A 14,614-nucleotide genomic window follows, 5' to 3' on the forward strand; every position below is an offset into this window, starting at 1 on the left:
GGCTGGCGGCGCTCGCCCCGGCCGTCCGCCGGCGCGTGCTGCACCGGGCGGCGCTCGCCGCCGGGAGCCCGGCCGGACAGCTCTCGAGCCGGCACGTGGCCGCGCTCGACGCCCTCGTCACGGCCTGGCGCGGCCAGGGACGGGTGGCGCTGCCCGGGGGCGTGGGCGGCCGCCGGGCATGTGGCAGGCTGCTCCTCGTGGACGACCAGGACATGGGCGACGACCTCTCGACGGTGCTGATCTCGGCCGAGCAGATCCAGCAGCGGCTGGGTGAGCTGGCGGCGAAGGTCGACGCCGACTACGCCGGCCAGGACCTGCTGCTGGTGGGCGTCCTGAAGGGCGCGGTCATGGTGATGGCCGACCTGGCGCGGGCGCTGCACCACCCGGCCGAGATGGACTGGATGGCCGTGTCGTCGTACGGGTCGGGCACCAAGTCCTCGGGCGTCGTGCGCATCCTGAAGGACCTGGACCAGGACATCACCGGGCGCAACGTGCTCATCGTCGAGGACATCGTCGACTCCGGCCTGACCCTGTCGTGGCTGGTCGCCAACCTGCGCTCTCGCGGTCCGGCGTCGGTCGAGATCTGCACGCTGCTGCGCAAGCCCGCGGCGGCCAAGGTCGAGGTCGACGTCCGGTACGTCGGGTTCGACATCGACCCCGAGTTCGTCGTGGGCTACGGCCTGGACTACGCCGAGAAGTACCGCAACCTGCCGTTCGTCGGCACGCTCGCGCCGCACGTCTACTCCTGACCGACCGGCACCGACCGACCTGGACCGACCCGGACCAACCCGGGACACGGCCCGGAACACGGGTCGGACCCCGCACGTTGAGCGGGCAGTGGACGGCGTCCGTGCTCGCGCAGGTACCGGTGTACCGTCGTGGCCAGGTCGTGGACCACTGGTCCGCCGCGCCTGACGGCGGCCCAGCCAGCGTCGATCGAGCAGGAGGACGGGGTCTCGGCCCCTACATCAATGGACTTCAAGCGCATCTTGCGCGGCCCGTTCGTCTGGGTCGTTCTCATCGTGCTCATCGGCCTGTCGGTGCTGCGCCTCGGCTCGATCGGCGAGTCGTTCCAGCGCATCGACACCAGCTCGGCGCTGACCCTGATCGACTCCGGCAAGGTCGACAAGGTCAAGCTCGTCGACGGCGAGCAGCGCATCGACCTGACGCTGAAGAAGGGGCAGACCTTCACCGGCAACGGCGTCAAGGACGCCACCCGCGTGCAGGCGTTCTACGTGACCCCCCGCGGCGAGCAGGTCGTCACCGCGATCGACACGGCGTCCAAGGCCGGCAAGCTGCCCGGCGGCTTCAACGACGAGAACCCGCGCCCGAGCTGGGTCTCGTCGCTGCTGGTCTCGATCATCCCGATCATCATCATCCTGGGCCTGTTCTGGTTCCTCATGAGCCAGGCGCAGGGCGGCGGCAACCGGGTCATGAGCTTCGGCAAGTCGCGCGCCAAGATGGTCAGCAAGGAGGCCCCCAAGGTCACCTTCGCCGACGTCGCGGGCGTCGACGAGGCGGTCGAGGAGCTGCAGGAGATCAAGGAGTTCCTCGCCGAGCCGGCCAAGTTCCAGGCCGTCGGCGCCAAGATCCCCAAGGGCGTGCTGCTCTACGGCCAGCCGGGCACCGGCAAGACCCTGCTCGCGCGCGCCGTCGCCGGCGAGGCGGGCGTGCCGTTCTTCACCATCTCGGGCTCGGACTTCGTCGAGATGTTCGTCGGCGTCGGCGCCAGCCGGGTGCGCGACCTGTTCGAGCAGGCCAAGGCCAACGCGCCGGCCATCATCTTCGTCGACGAGATCGACGCCGTCGGCCGCCACCGCGGCGCCGGCCTGGGCGGCGGTCACGACGAGCGCGAGCAGACGCTGAACCAGCTGCTCGTCGAGATGGACGGCTTCGACGTCAAGACCAACGTCATCCTCATCGCCGCCACCAACCGGCCCGACATCCTCGACCCGGCGCTGCTGCGCCCGGGCCGCTTCGACCGCCAGGTCGCGGTCGACGCGCCCGACAAGAAGGGCCGCCACCAGATCCTGTCGGTGCACTCCAAGGGCAAGCCCATGGCACCGGACGTCGACCTCGAGGCGATCGCGCGCCGCACGCCGGGCTTCACCGGCGCCGACCTCGCGAACGTCCTGAACGAGGCCGCCCTGCTCACCGCGCGCAACAGCGCGAAGTTCATCGACGACGCCGCGATCGACGAGGCCGTCGACCGCGTGGTCGCCGGGCCGCAGAAGCGCACCCGGATGATGAACGAGAAGGAGAAGAAGATCACGGCGTACCACGAGGGCGGGCACGCCCTGGTCGCCGCGGCGCTGCGGCACACCGACCCGGTCGCCAAGATCACGATCCTGCCGCGCGGCCGCGCCCTCGGCTACACGATGGTGCTGCCGGTCGACGACAAGTACTCGACGACGCGCAACGAGCTGCTCGACCAGCTCGCCTACGCCCTCGGCGGCCGCGTCGCCGAGGAGCTGATCTTCCACGACCCGACCACCGGGGCGTCGAACGACATCGAGAAGGCCACCGGGCTGGCGCGCCGCATGGTGACGCAGTTCGGCATGAGCGAGCGGATCGGGGCCATCAAGCTCGGCGCCGAGAGCGGCGAGGTCTTCATGGGCCGCGACATGGGCCACGGCCGCGACTACTCCGAGGAGGTCGCTGGGGTCGTCGACGAGGAGGTCCGCCGGCTGATCGAGGCCGCGCACGACGAGGCCTGGCAGGTGCTCGTCGAGAACCGCGACGTCCTGGACGACCTGGTGCTCAAGCTGTTCGAGAAGGAGACGCTGGGCGGCCCCGAGCTGCTCGAGATCTTCGCCGACGTCCGCAAGGCGCCCGAGCGCCCGATCTGGCTGAGCAGCGAGCGCCGCCCGATCAGCGACCTGCCGCCGGTGCAGACGCCGAACGAGAAGGCCGCCAGCAACGGGCACGCCGTGCAGGACGACCGCGAGCACCCGCCGGCCGCGGTGGTCGAGGTGCCCGAGGGCGGGTCCGTCGAGCCGGGCGCCTGACCGGGGCCGGGGCGTGATCGACCAGCCACGGGCCGCCGCGGCCGTGCGCGAGCTGCTGCTCGCGATCGGCGAGGACCCCGACCGCGACGGCCTGCGCGAGACCCCGCAGCGGGTCGCGCGCTCGTTCGCCGAGATCTACGCCGGCCTCGACCAGACGCCGGACGACGTGCTCACCACGACGTTCGAGATCGGCCACGACGAGCTCGTCCTGGTGCGCGACATCGACGTCTACTCGATGTGCGAGCACCACCTGGTGCCGTTCCACGGCGTGGCGCACGTCGGGTACATCCCGCACAAGGACGGCCGGGTCACCGGGCTGTCGAAGCTGGCCCGGCTGGTCGACGTGTTCGCCCGCCGCCCGCAGGTGCAGGAGCGCATGACCAGCCAGATCGCCGACGCGCTCGTCGACCACCTGCAGCCGCGCGGCGTGCTGGTGGTGATCGAGGCCGAGCACCTGTGCATGGCGATGCGCGGCGTCCGGCGTCCGGGCACCCGCACGATCACCAGCGCGGTGCGCGGCCAGCTGCGCGACGTCGCCACGCGGGCCGAGGCGATGAGCCTGCTGCGCGGCCGGGGCTGACGTGGCCCAGGCCGGCCCTGCGGCCGCGGTGCTGGGGCTGCCGGGCGTGCTGGCCGAGGCGGCGCGGGAGCGCTGCCTGGTCATGGGGGTCGTCAACGTCACGCCCGACTCGTTCAGCGACGGCGGGCTCTGGCTCGACGCCGGGGCCGCCGTCCGGCACGGGCTCGACCTCGTCGAGCAGGGCGCCGACCTGGTCGACGTCGGCGGCGAGTCGACGCGTCCGGGGGCCGAGCCGGTGCCGTCGGTCGAGGAGCTGCGGCGGGTGCTGCCCGTCGTCCGCGAGCTGGCGCAGGCCGGCGTCGTCGTCAGCGTCGACACCATGCACGCGGCCGTCGCCGAGCAGGCGCTGGACGCCGGGGCCGCGGTCGTGAACGACGTGAGCGGCGGTCTGGCCGACCCGGGCATGGCGCAGGTCGTCGCCGCGGCGCGGGTGCCGTTCGTGGTCATGCACTGGCGCGGGCCGTCGGCCACCATGAGCTCGCTCGCGCACTACGACGACGTGGTCGCCGACGTGGCGCGCGAGCTGTCGGCGCGGGTCGAGACGCTGACCACCGCGGGGATCGACCCGGCGCAGCTGGTGCTCGACCCCGGCCTGGGCTTCGCGAAGAACGCCGAGCACAACTGGGCGCTGCTGGCCCGCCTCGGCGAGCTGTCGCGGCTGGGCCGGCCGCTGCTCGTGGGGGCCTCGCGCAAGCGGTTCCTCGGCTCGCTGCTGGCCGGTGCCGACGGCGAGCCCCGCGCGGTGCCCGACCGCGAGGACGCCACCACCGCCACGACCGCGCTCGCCGCGGCGGCGGGCGCCTGGTGCGTGCGCGTGCACGACGTGCGCGCCAACGCCGACGCGGTGCGGGTCGTGGCTGCCACGGCGGCGGCCGCCGACGAGCGCCCGCGGGGCCGGCACGCGGGGGGTGCCTCGTGACGACCGACGCCGGCCCGGTGCTCGACGAGCAGGGTCGACCCCTGGACCGTGTTGCGCTGCAAGGGTTGCGGGCCCGCGGGCGGCACGGCGTGCTCGGCCACGAGAAGGCGCTGGGCCAGGTGTTCGTCGTCGACGTCGTCCTGCACCTCGACACCCGCCCGGCCGCCGCGGACGACGACCTGACCCGCACGGTGCATTACGGCGAGCTGGCCGAGCAGGTCGTGGCCGTCGTCGCGGGCGAGCCGGTCGAGCTGGTCGAGACGCTCGCGCAGCGCGTGGCCGACGTCGCGCTGGCCTACGAGCTCGTCGAGGCGGTCGACGTCACGGTGCACAAGCCGTCGGCGCCGGTCGAGGTGCCGTTCGACGACGTCGTGGTGGCGGTGCGGCGGTGGCGGTCGTGAGCGCCGCGCCGGTCGAGGCCGTGCTCGCGCTGGGCGCCAACCTCGGCGATCGGGTCGCGACGCTGCGCGGGGCGGTCGCCGAGCTCGACGCCACCGACGGCATCCAGGTCGTCGCGGTCTCGGACGTCGTCGAGACCGACCCCGTCGGCGGCCCCGACCAGCCCGACTACCTCAACGCCGTGGTCGTCGTCCGCACCACGCTGGCGCCGCGCGAGCTGCTCGCCGTGGGCCGGCGGGTCGAGGCCGCGCACGGCCGTGAGCGCCTCATGCGCTGGGGCGCCCGGACGCTGGACGTCGACGTGCTGGCCTACGGCCGCCCGGGCGACGACGGCGAGGTGGTGAGCGGCGACGCCGACCTGACGCTGCCGCACCCCCGCGCGCACGAGCGGGCTTTCGTGCTGGCGCCCTGGGCGTCGGTGCAGCCGGACGCCGAGCTGCGGCTGCCCGACGGCTCGGTGCGGCCGGTGGGCGCGCTGCTGGCCGAGGCCGCCGACCGCGACGGCGTGCGACCGGCCGACGTGGAGGCGCTGCGATGACCCCGACCCGGCACCGGTCGTTGCTCCTGCTCGCCGCGGGCGTGGCGGCGCTGGGCTGGCTGGGCCTGCGGCTGTGGTCGACCTCCGGGCACGAGCTGCCGACCCTGCCGTGGACCGCGCCCGGTGTCATCGTCGTCCTGTCCGGCGTGGTGCTGGCCCTCGGGTGGCCGGTGCGGCGCTGGACCCGCGGCCACCGCGACCGCGAGCTCGACCCGCTGCGGGCCGCACGCACCGTCGTCCTGGCCAAGGCGTCGCAGTACTCCGGCGCCCTGCTGTCGGGGTGGTACGCGGCCCAGGTGCTGGTGCTGCTGCCCACCGCCGACGTCGAGCAGCGGCGCGCCCTGCTCGTGCGCGCCGCCGTCAGCCTGCTGTCGGCCGTGCTGCTGTGGGTGGTCGGCTGGCTGGTCGAGCGCTGGTGCCGGGTCGACCTCACGGACGACGACGACGCCCCGCCGCCCGGCACCGTCGGCGCCCGCTAGCAGCAACGGCTCAGCGGCAGGTGCGCCGCATCGACACGACCAGGCACACGCCCACGGCGAGGTGCAGGGCCAGCAGCCCGGCCGTGGCCGACGCGGTGGCGGCACCCAGCGGACCGACCAGCGACACCAGCAGGACGACGACGGCGAGCACGGTCCACAGGGTGCGGGCCCGGGCCGTGAACCGCTCGAGCAGGGCCAGGGCGGCCCAGCCGAGCAGGCCCGAGACGAGCGCGGTGGCGATCACGCTGGCCACCCCGACCGTCTGCGGGGCCTGGCCGTCCCGGCCGGCCAGCTGCAGGTCGACGCCCAGCACGAGGTGCTGCAGCGCCCAGGTGGCGGTGGCGACGACGGTCGCGACCGCCACGGTGGTGGCGCGGGCCCGGCGGCGCGAGGGCCGGCGGGTGGCGCAGGGGTCGGTGGTGGCGTCGGTGACGGGGGCGAGGTTCTCGGTGGTGTTCATGGCGGCAGCCTGCGTCCGGAGCGGTCGGCGCCACATCGGCCGACCGTCGGTGCCGGCTCGACCGACGGCCCGCCACCCCCGACTTTGGTCGGTACCGCCGGCTGCGGCGCCGTCCTAGCGTGCCGCCCATGAACCGCGCCGAGCCCGACCGTCCGCTGCCGACCTCCGTCGTCCTGGCGGTGGCCGGTGTGGTCGCCGCGCTGTCGGCGTCCACGCTGGTCGGCGAGCTGAGCGGCGGGACGGCGGGCGCCACCGTCGCGCTGGACGCCGTCGCCGGCCTGGCGTCGGTGCTGCTGGCGCCGGTGCTGCTGCGGCGGCCGGTGGTCGGTGCGCTGGCGCTGGCGGTGCTGGCCGCGCTGTCGCCCGCGGCCACGCCGGGCTCGACCATCGGCACGCTGCACGTGGCCCGTCGCCGGCCGTTCCGGACGGCGGCCGTCGTGGCGGGCGCGGGGGCGCTGGCCCATGCGGTGCAAGGGATCTGGCGGCCGATGAACCAGATCTCGACCCCCTGGTGGCTGGTGCTGGTCGTGGTCGCCCACGCCGCGCTGCTCGGCTGGGGCGCGTGGAGCCGGGCGCGCGACGCGCTGGTCTGCTCGCTGCGCGAGCGGGCGGCCCAGGCCGAGGCAGAGGCCGGCCGCAAGGTGGCCGAGGCCCGCGCCGCCGAGCGCACCCGGATCGCCCGCGAGATGCACGACGTCCTGGCCCACCGGCTCTCGCTGCTCGCCACGTACGCGGGCGCGCTGGAGTACCGGCCGGACGCCTCGCCCGAGCGGCTGGCCGCTGCGGCCGGCGTCGTGCGCACCGGGGTCAGCACCGCGCTGGACGAGCTGCGCGAGGTGATCACCGTGCTGCGCGACGATCCCGACGACTCCGACGACTCCGACGGCGTCGAGCGGGCCGAGGACGCCGAGCCGTCGGTGCCGCGCCCGCAGCCGCGCCTGGTCGACCTGCCGCGGCTGGTGGACGAGACCCGCAGCGCAGGCACTGCCGTCGACCTGCTCGACCGCGTCGCGCCCGGCGACGAGCCGCCGTCGGTGGTGGGCCGCGCGGCCTACCGCGTGGTGCAGGAGGCGCTCACCAACGCCCGCCGCCACGCGCCCGGCGAGGCCGTGCGGGTGCAGGTCGACGGGAGGCCGGGGGAGCAGCTCGTGGTCGAGGTGACCAACCCGTTGCCGCCGGACGGCGCCTCGCCGCCTTCGCCCGGCAGCGGGTCGGGGCTGGTGGGCATGAGCGAGCGCGCCCGGCTGGTGGGTGGCACGGTCGACCACGGGCGGACGCCGGACGGCACCTTCCGGGTGCTCGCGCGGCTACCGTGGCCGCGTGGCTGACCGGGCGGCGGACGAGGTGCGGGTCCTCGTCGTCGACGACGACCCGCTGGTGCGGGGCGCGCTGGTGCTGATGCTCGACGGCGCCGAGGGGATCAGCGTCGTGGGCGAGGCGGCGGACGGCGACGAGGTGATGGCCGCTGTCGACCTGCGCGCGCCGGACGTCGTCCTGATGGACCTGCGCATGGCCCGGGTCGACGGCGTCGTCGCGACTGGGCGGCTGCGCCGTCGTCCGAGCCCGCCCGAGGTGCTGGTGCTCACGACGTTCGACACCGACGACGACGTGCTGCGCGCCCTGCGCGCGGGGGCGAGCGGCTTCCTGCTCAAGGACACCGCGCCGGCCCGCATCGTCGAGGCGGTGCGCGCGGTCGCGGCGGGCGAGCCGATGCTGTCGGCCGACGTGACCCGGCGGCTGATGGCCCGCGCGGTCTCGCGCGCGGGCGTCGAGGCGCAGGCCCGGCGGGTGCTCGGCCAGCTCAGCGCGCGCGAGCACGAGGTGGCGGTCGCGGTGGGGCTGGGCATGACCAACGCCGAGATCGCCGACGACCTCACGATGAGCACCGCCACCGTCAAGGCGCACGTGTCGCGCGTGCTCGAGAAGCTGGCGCTGGGCAACCGCACCCAGGTCGCGCTGCTCGTGCACGACGCCGGGCTGGTCTAGGCGGTCGAGGGCTCCGCGGCCCCGTGCGGCACGGTGCGGCGCAGCGCCGCGTGCACCGACACCGGTGTCAGCACGCCGAGGTAGCGGTCGCCGTCGACCACCGGCAGCCAGCCGGCGTCGTGCTGCACGATCTCGGCCAGCGCGCGGCGCAGGGTGTCGCCGACGTCCGCGGTCTCCTCGAAGCGCCGCATCCGGTCGGCCACCACGCCGTCGCCCGCCGTCTCGCGGCGGCCGACCCAGCCGCGCAGGTCGCCGCTCGAGTCGACCACGACCGCGTACGGCTCGGCGGCGCCGTCGATGGCGGCGCGGGCGTCGGCGAGCGAGTCCTCGGGGGTGACGACGGGCGGGTGCTCGAGGTCGGCGGCCTCGATGGGCGTCACCGACAGCCGGCGCAGGCCGCGGTCGGAGCCCACGAAGTCGGCGACGAAGTCGTTGGCGGGCGCGCCCAGGACTGTTGCGGGGTCGGCGAACTGCTCGAGCTTGCCGCCCACGCTGAACACCGCGATGCGGTCGGCGAGCCGCACCGCCTCGTCGATGTCGTGCGTCACGAACATCACGGTCTTGTCGAGCTGGGCCTGGATCGACCGGAACTGGGCCTGCAGCCGGTCGCGCGCGATCGGGTCGACGGCGCCGAACGGCTCGTCCATCAGCAGCACCGGCGGGTCCGCCGCCAGGGCGCGGGCGACGCCGACGCGCTGGCGCTGGCCGCCGCTGAGCTCGTGCGGGTAGCGCTCGCCGTAGGTGGCCGGGTCGAGGCCGACCAGCTCGAGCATCTCGTCGACGCGGGACGACGTCCGGGCCTTGTCCCAGCCGACGAGCCGCGGCACGGTCGCGACGTTCGCGCGCACCGTCTGGTGCGGGAACAAGCCGACCTGCTGGATCACGTAGCCGATGTCGCGCCGGGCCTTGACCGGGTCGGTGCGCGTGACGTCGGTGTCTCCCACCAGGATCCGGCCCGACGTCGGCTCGATCAACCGGTTGACCATGCGCAGCGTCGTGGACTTGCCGCAGCCGCTGGGGCCGACGAGGGCCACCAGCTCGCCCGGCTCGACGGCCAGGTCCAGGTCGTGCACGGCCTGCGTGCCATCGGCGTAGGTCTTGCTCACGCCCTCGAGCCGGATGGGCACGCCTCGGGTACCGTCCACGCGTGACCTCCTACGGCCTGGTGCCGGGCGCCCACCTGCTGGTGGGCGCCGTGCGGACGGCCGACGAGCCGCCCAACCCGTGGTTCTCGCTGCAGTTCGCGCGCGAGAACACCTCGGCCATCATGCAGGCTCTTCAGGAGCACGTCATCCTGACCGTCGTCGCGGTGCTGGTCGCGTCGCTCGTGGCGATGCCGCTCGCGGTGCTCGCCGCTCGCCGTCCGCGGCTGGCCGGGCCGGTGCTCGGCGTCAGCGGGGTCATCTACACGATCCCCTCGCTCGCGCTGTTCGCGATCCTCGCGCCGTTCACGGGCGCCACCCGCACCACGGTGCTGATCGGCCTCGTGCTCTACGCGCTGCTCGTGCTGGTGCGCAACACCTTGGTGGGCCTGCAGTCGGTGCCCGACGACGTCCTCGACGCCGCCCGCGGCATGGGCTACGGGCCGGGCCGGATGCTGTGGAAGGTCGAGCTGCCGGTGGCCCTGCCCGCCATCATGGTCGGCGTCCGGGTGGCCACGGTCTCGACGGTCGCGCTGGTGACCGTCGGCGTCATCGTCGGGTACGGCGGGCTGGGGCAGCTGCTGCTGGCCGGCTTCCAGAACAACTTCTACCGCGCCGAGATCATGACCTCGACGGTGCTGACGGTCGCGCTCGCGCTGGCGCTCGACCTGGTGCTGCTGCTGGTCACGCGGGCGCTGACCCCCTGGCAGCGACGGAGGTCGGCATGAGCGCGGCCGTGAGGAACGACGGCGGAGGAGTCGTCTCCTCGACCATCACGTGGTTCAACGACCCGCTGAACTACCGCGGCCCGGACGGGGTCGGGCACCTCACGCTGGTGCACCTCGGCATCACGTTCGGCGCCGTCGCCCTGGCCTGCGCCGTGGCCCTGCCGGTCGGCATCTGGATGGGTCATAGAGGTCGGGGTGGCGGGTTCGTCGTCGTCCTGTCGAACCTCTCGCGCGCGGTGCCGACGCTGGCCCTGCTGACCATCTTCGCGGTGGGCAACCTGGGGTTCGGCAACAAGCCGACGGTGCTCGCGCTCGCGGTCTTCGCCGTGCCGCCGTTGCTGGCCAACGCGTTCGTGGGCGTGGCGGGCGTCGACCCCGACGCCAAGGACGCCGCGCGCGGCATGGGCATGAGCGGCTGGCAGGTGCTGCGCTCGGTCGAGCTGCCGCTGGCGGTGCCGCTGCTCGCGGCCGGGCTGCGCACCGCGGTCGTGCAGGTGTGCGCCACGGCGTCGCTGGCCGCACTCGTGGCCGGCGGCGGGCTCGGCGTGCTGATCAACCTGGGCTTCTCGCAGCGGCGCTTCGAGCAGGTGCTCGCGGGCGGGCTGCTCATCGCGCTGCTCTGCCTCGTGCTCGAGGGGCTCCTCGCGTGGCTCCAGCGGTCGGTGACGCCGGCGGCGCTGCGCCGTTCCCGTCTCGTGTCCTGACCGTAAGCACGAACCCCCTCGCGCTCGCGGTTGTCGGTGGGTCACGATCTACTGGACAACGCGGGCCGACCGGCCCCCCGGACACGCGTGACCCCGCTCGGGGGCACGGGACACAGAAGGCGGAGTGCAACCCATGCGTAGGCCCACCCTCATCGGCGGCGTGCTCGTCGCCGCCACCCTCGCGCTCGCCGGCTGCGGCGACGCCGGGTCGTCCGGCACGGCCCAGCCGTCGTCCGGCAGCTCCGGCGGCAAGCAGAGCTGCCAGGCCGTCGCCGGCCCCGACCTCGTGGTGCTGGACGACGACAAGAAGCTGCAGACCGTCGACAACCTCATCCCGGCCATCAACAAGGACAAGAGCTCGGACGCGCTCGTCGCCGCCGTCGACAAGGTCTCGGCCGCGCTGACGACCGACGAGCTCGTCGGGCTCAACAAGAAGGCGGACGTCGAGCGGCAGTCGCCGGCGAACGTCGCCAAGGAGTACGCGACCTCCAAGCAGCTCGACGCCGCAGGCTCGGGCGGCAGCGGCAAGGTCGTCGTCGGCGCCGCGAACTTCAGCGAGAACCAGATCGTCGCCAACCTGTACGCCATCGCGCTGAACGCGTCCGGCTTCCAGGCCTCGGTGCGCACGGTCGGCAACCGCGAGGTCTACGAGCCCGAGCTCGAGAAGGGCTCGCTGACCGTCGTCCCCGAGTACGCGGGCACGCTCACCGAGTTCCTCAACAAGAAGGCCAACGGGGCCGACGCCGAGGCCAAGGCCTCGCCCGACCTCGACGCCACCGTGCAGGCGCTCACCACCCTCGGCGAGGGCGTGGGCCTGGCGTTCGGCAAGCCGGCCGAGGCCGCCGACCAGAACGCCTTCGCGGTCTCGACGGCGTTCGCCGACAAGTACGGCGTGAAGACGCTGACCGAGCTGGGCGCCAAGTGCGGCAACCTCGTGCTGGGCGGTCCGCCCGAGTGCCCGCAGCGTCCGTTCTGCCGGCCCGGGCTGGAGAAGACCTACGGCCTGACCTTCTCCTCGTTCAAGGCGCTCGACGCCGGTGGTCCGCTCACCAAGAACGCGATCAAGCAGGGCCAGGTCGCGATCGGGCTCGTCTTCAGCTCGGACGGCTCGCTCTCGGCCGGCTAGGGCTCCGGCAGCACCCACGGCCCGCGGTGCCGTTCCCCCACGGGGAGCGGCATCGCGGTCGTGTTGCCGGGCGGCGCGAGCGGGCAGGCCCAGTGCGGGTCGTACGCGCACGACGGGTTGTACGCGAAGTTGGCGTCGACCACGACGGTGCCCGGCTCCGCGCCCGGGCCGAGGTCGGCGCCCTTGACGGTGTCGAGCAGGTAGCGGCCGCCGCCGTAGCTGGGGTGCTCGCCGGTGCTGCCGCACGTGGCGTCGCGCACCGGCACGAACAGACCCCCGCCGTACGACGCGAGCCGCCACACGTCGAGCAGCACCTCGCCGTCCGGCGCGGGCAGCCGCACCCGGCCGACCTGCTCGTACGGCACGTCGCCGTCGGTGCCGGTGGGCGCCACGAAGCGCCCGGGCTCGCCGTCCGGCGGCTCGACGAGCACCTCGAACCGGTACCGCGGGTCGTAGGGGGCGACGTCCAGCCCGGTAAAGCCCGCGCGGTGCTCGGCGGCCAGCGGGGAGGCGGGGTGCGTGCCCATCAGCTCGTCGCGGCCGGCGCGCCAGGTGGCGTGCGCCTGCGCCGGGTCGTGCTCGGCGAGCTCGCGCACCCGGGCGTGCAGCGCGTGCGTGCGGCGGCGCCAGTCGACGACGTCCAGGGCGGTGAGCGCGGCGTCCGTCGGGCGGGCCGGCGAGGTGGGGGGCATGCGGCGATCCTGCCAGCGCCCGGGCGACACGCCGGACCAGCGTGACGGATGTGACGGGTGTGACGACCTACGATCTGGACCGTGAGCGGAAGGCACCGTGGCAGGACGACCCTGCGCTGGCGACTCGTCGGCGCGGTGATGGCGGCTGCCGTGGGCCGGGGATACGCGGGTCGGCACCGGCTGGAGGCCGCCGCGCTCGGCGTGCCGGTGACGGCCAGCGCGCCCGAGGTCGTCGAGGCCGCACCCGCTCCGGCTCCGTCGCCTGCTCCGATCGCGCCTCCCGTGGCGGCTCCGCTGCCGACTGCGCTGCCGACCGCGCTGCCGACCGCGCTGCCCACGGCCCCGGCCGTGGTCGGCGCGGACCCGGCGTCCGCGGCCCGCCTCGCCGTGGTCGCCGTGGCCGCCAGCCCCGACCCGCTCGTCGACACCGTGCCGCACCCGGTGGTGAAGATGTTCCCGATGCCCGTCGTCGCGGCGGACGTCGTCCCCGCGGCCGGCGAGGACGCGGTGTTCGCCGCCGTCGACCAGGAGCGCGAGGCGCAGGCCACGGCCGAGCTCGCCGCCACCGTCGACGTCCGCGAGCGCAAGGCCGCCTACCACGGCCGCCACTCCGCCTGACCGTCCCAGCGGCGCCCCCGAGGGGAGCAGCGGCTACTTGTCGACGTCGCCGACGACGAAGAACATCGAGCCGAGCACCGCGACCATGTCGCCGATCAGGCAGCCGGGCAGCAGCCGCGAGAGCACCTGCACGTTGCCGAACGACGCCGAGCGCAGCTTGAGCCGCCAGGGCACCTTGTCGCCGCGCGAGACCAGGTAGTAGCCGTTGAGGCCGAGCGGGTTCTCGGTCCAGGTGTAGGCGTGCCCCTCGGGCACCCGCAGCACCTTGGGCAGCCGCACGTTCACCGGCCCGGCGGGCAGCGAGCGCAGCCGGTCGACGCAGGCGTCGGCGAGGTCCAGCGACACGTGCACCTGCTCGAGCAGGCACTCCAGCCGAGCCAGCGCGTCGCCGTCCTGGCGGGTGACCACGCGGCCGGGGCCGCCGGGGGCGAAGAGCTCGCCGTACGCGAGGTACGGCTCGTCGCGCCGCAGGTCGACGTCCAGGCCGCCGGCCCGGGCGATCGGCCCGCTCGCGCCGTACGCCGCCGCCACCTCGCGCTGCAGGACGCCGACCCCCCGGGTGCGGGCGCGCAGGATCTCGTTGCCGACGACCAGGCCCTCCAGGTCGGGCAGCCGGCGGCGCACCGCGGCCAGGGCGTCCGCCACCCGTCCCAGCCAGCCGGCCGGCAGCTCCTCCTTGAGCCCACCGACCCGGTTGAACATGTAGTGCATGCGCCCGCCGCTGATCTCCTCCATCACCGCCTGCAGCTCCTCGCGCTCGCGGAACGCGTAGAAGATCGGGGTGATCGCGCCGAGCTCGAGCGGGTAGGCGCCGAGGAACATCAGGTGGTTGAGCACCCGGTTGAGCTCGGCCAGCAGCGTGCGCGCCCACACGGCGCGCTCGGGCACCTCCATGCCCAGCACCTGCTCGACCCCGAGCACCACGCCGAGCTCGCTGGAGAAGGCCGACAGCCAGTCGTGCCGGTTGGCCAGCACCACGACCTGCCGGTAGTCGCGCACCTCGAACAGCTTCTCGGCGCCGCGGTGCATGTAGCCCACGACCGGGTCGGCGCTGACGATCCGCTCGCCGTCGACGACCAGCCGGATGCGCAGCACGCCGTGCGTGGCCGGGTGCTGCGGACCGATGTTCAGCACCATGTCGGCGGTGGCGAGGTCACCGGCCCCCATGCCGACCGTGAGCTCGCGCGCGCCGCCGTCCGTCACGGGGGCGAGTCTGCCACCCCGGACGCCTCGGG

At 74.5% G+C, this 14,614-nt stretch carries 17 protein-coding genes and 1 pseudogene; 14 read left to right on the forward strand and 4 right to left on the reverse strand.

All coding sequences use genetic code 11. From position 1 onward, the window contains the following. Positions 1–35 precede the first annotated feature (35 nt). The 8 genes and pseudogenes from ACYVJ4_RS11385 to ACYVJ4_RS11420 all read left to right on the forward strand — a co-directional run. Positions 36–131 (forward strand): annotated as a pseudogene (locus ACYVJ4_RS11385) (hypothetical protein); the annotation flags it as partial. A gap of 66 nt (positions 132–197) precedes the next feature. Beyond that, positions 198–749 carry a hypoxanthine phosphoribosyltransferase gene (hpt, locus tag ACYVJ4_RS11390; protein ID WP_460460293.1) on the forward strand — a complete coding sequence of 184 codons (552 nt, stop codon included), beginning with the start codon at positions 198–200 and terminating at the stop codon, positions 747–749. A 222-nt stretch (positions 750–971) separates the two neighbouring features. After that, positions 972–3,008: an ATP-dependent zinc metalloprotease FtsH gene (gene ftsH / locus ACYVJ4_RS11395; RefSeq protein ID WP_460460245.1), complete on the forward strand. Its 2,037-nt coding sequence runs from the start codon at positions 972–974 to the stop codon at positions 3,006–3,008. A gap of 13 nt (positions 3,009–3,021) precedes the next feature. After that, a complete protein-coding gene (gene folE, locus ACYVJ4_RS11400) occupies positions 3,022–3,588 on the forward strand; it encodes a GTP cyclohydrolase I FolE (protein WP_460460246.1) in 567 nt (188 codons plus the stop codon). Positions 3,589–3,670: 82 nt separating this feature from the next. Then, entirely contained in the window at positions 3,671–4,507 is an 837-nt protein-coding gene (gene folP, locus ACYVJ4_RS11405) for a dihydropteroate synthase (RefSeq protein ID WP_460460294.1), read from the forward strand. Positions 4,508–4,548: 41 nt separating this feature from the next. Next, the gene (folB, locus tag ACYVJ4_RS11410) at positions 4,549–4,908 is read left to right on the forward strand and encodes a dihydroneopterin aldolase (RefSeq protein ID WP_460460295.1); all 360 of its coding nucleotides are present in this window, start codon (positions 4,549–4,551) and stop codon (positions 4,906–4,908) included. Further along, positions 4,905–5,444 (forward strand): 2-amino-4-hydroxy-6-hydroxymethyldihydropteridine diphosphokinase, encoded by a 540-nt coding sequence (folK, locus tag ACYVJ4_RS11415; protein ID WP_460460247.1) that lies wholly within the window; start codon positions 4,905–4,907, stop codon positions 5,442–5,444. The genes folB and folK overlap by 4 nt, the downstream gene beginning before the upstream one ends. Continuing rightward, positions 5,441–5,923, forward strand: coding sequence for a DUF3180 domain-containing protein (locus ACYVJ4_RS11420; RefSeq protein ID WP_460460248.1), 483 nt, complete (start codon positions 5,441–5,443; stop codon positions 5,921–5,923). Before folK ends, ACYVJ4_RS11420 begins: the two co-directional genes overlap by 4 nt. Before the next feature lie 10 nt (positions 5,924–5,933). Here the strand turns inward: ACYVJ4_RS11420 and ACYVJ4_RS11425 are convergent, their stop codons facing one another. Continuing rightward, positions 5,934–6,383, reverse strand: coding sequence for a DUF6069 family protein (locus ACYVJ4_RS11425; RefSeq protein WP_460460249.1), 450 nt, complete (start codon positions 6,381–6,383; stop codon positions 5,934–5,936). A gap of 128 nt (positions 6,384–6,511) precedes the next feature. Here ACYVJ4_RS11425 and ACYVJ4_RS11430 point away from each other — a divergent pair, with 128 nt between their 5' ends. Beyond that, positions 6,512–7,711, forward strand: a complete 1,200-nt coding sequence (locus tag ACYVJ4_RS11430; RefSeq protein WP_460460250.1) for a sensor histidine kinase — start codon at positions 6,512–6,514, stop codon at positions 7,709–7,711. Further along, the gene (locus ACYVJ4_RS11435) at positions 7,704–8,369 is read left to right on the forward strand and encodes a response regulator transcription factor (RefSeq protein WP_460460251.1); all 666 of its coding nucleotides are present in this window, start codon (positions 7,704–7,706) and stop codon (positions 8,367–8,369) included. The genes ACYVJ4_RS11430 and ACYVJ4_RS11435 overlap by 8 nt, the downstream gene beginning before the upstream one ends. Here the strand turns inward: ACYVJ4_RS11435 and ACYVJ4_RS11440 are convergent. Then, positions 8,366–9,514, reverse strand: a complete 1,149-nt coding sequence (locus ACYVJ4_RS11440) for an ABC transporter ATP-binding protein (protein ID WP_460460252.1) — start codon at positions 9,512–9,514, stop codon at positions 8,366–8,368. The genes ACYVJ4_RS11435 and ACYVJ4_RS11440 overlap by 4 nt on opposite strands. Positions 9,515–9,636: 122 nt before the next feature. On the opposite strand from ACYVJ4_RS11440, the gene ACYVJ4_RS11445 reads away from it, so the two are divergent. From ACYVJ4_RS11445 to ACYVJ4_RS11455, 3 genes are all read left to right on the forward strand, one after another. After that, complete coding sequence (locus ACYVJ4_RS11445; RefSeq protein WP_460460296.1) at positions 9,637–10,239, forward strand: ABC transporter permease; 603 nt, start codon at positions 9,637–9,639, stop codon at positions 10,237–10,239. Continuing rightward, positions 10,236–10,943, forward strand: a complete 708-nt coding sequence (locus tag ACYVJ4_RS11450) for an ABC transporter permease (protein WP_460460253.1) — start codon at positions 10,236–10,238, stop codon at positions 10,941–10,943. The genes ACYVJ4_RS11445 and ACYVJ4_RS11450 overlap by 4 nt, the downstream gene beginning before the upstream one ends. A 133-nt stretch (positions 10,944–11,076) precedes the next feature. Further along, a complete protein-coding gene (locus ACYVJ4_RS11455; protein ID WP_460460254.1) occupies positions 11,077–12,069 on the forward strand; it encodes a glycine betaine ABC transporter substrate-binding protein in 993 nt (330 codons plus the stop codon). Here the strand turns inward: ACYVJ4_RS11455 and ACYVJ4_RS11460 are convergent. After that, a complete protein-coding gene (locus ACYVJ4_RS11460; RefSeq protein ID WP_460460255.1) occupies positions 12,066–12,761 on the reverse strand; it encodes a DUF1684 domain-containing protein in 696 nt (231 codons plus the stop codon). The two genes, ACYVJ4_RS11455 and ACYVJ4_RS11460, sit on opposite strands and share 4 nt — an antisense overlap. An 81-nt stretch (positions 12,762–12,842) precedes the next feature. Here ACYVJ4_RS11460 and ACYVJ4_RS11465 point away from each other — a divergent pair, with 81 nt between their 5' ends. Next, a complete protein-coding gene (locus tag ACYVJ4_RS11465) occupies positions 12,843–13,379 on the forward strand; it encodes a hypothetical protein (RefSeq protein ID WP_460460256.1) in 537 nt (178 codons plus the stop codon). 33 nt (positions 13,380–13,412) lie between these two features. On the opposite strand, the gene ACYVJ4_RS11470 is transcribed toward ACYVJ4_RS11465, so the two are convergent. Continuing rightward, the gene (locus ACYVJ4_RS11470; protein WP_460460297.1) at positions 13,413–14,546 is read right to left on the reverse strand and encodes an NADH-quinone oxidoreductase subunit D; all 1,134 of its coding nucleotides are present in this window, start codon (positions 14,544–14,546) and stop codon (positions 13,413–13,415) included. Positions 14,547–14,614: the final 68 nt, after the last annotated feature.

This window comes from Angustibacter peucedani, assembly GCF_054779595.1.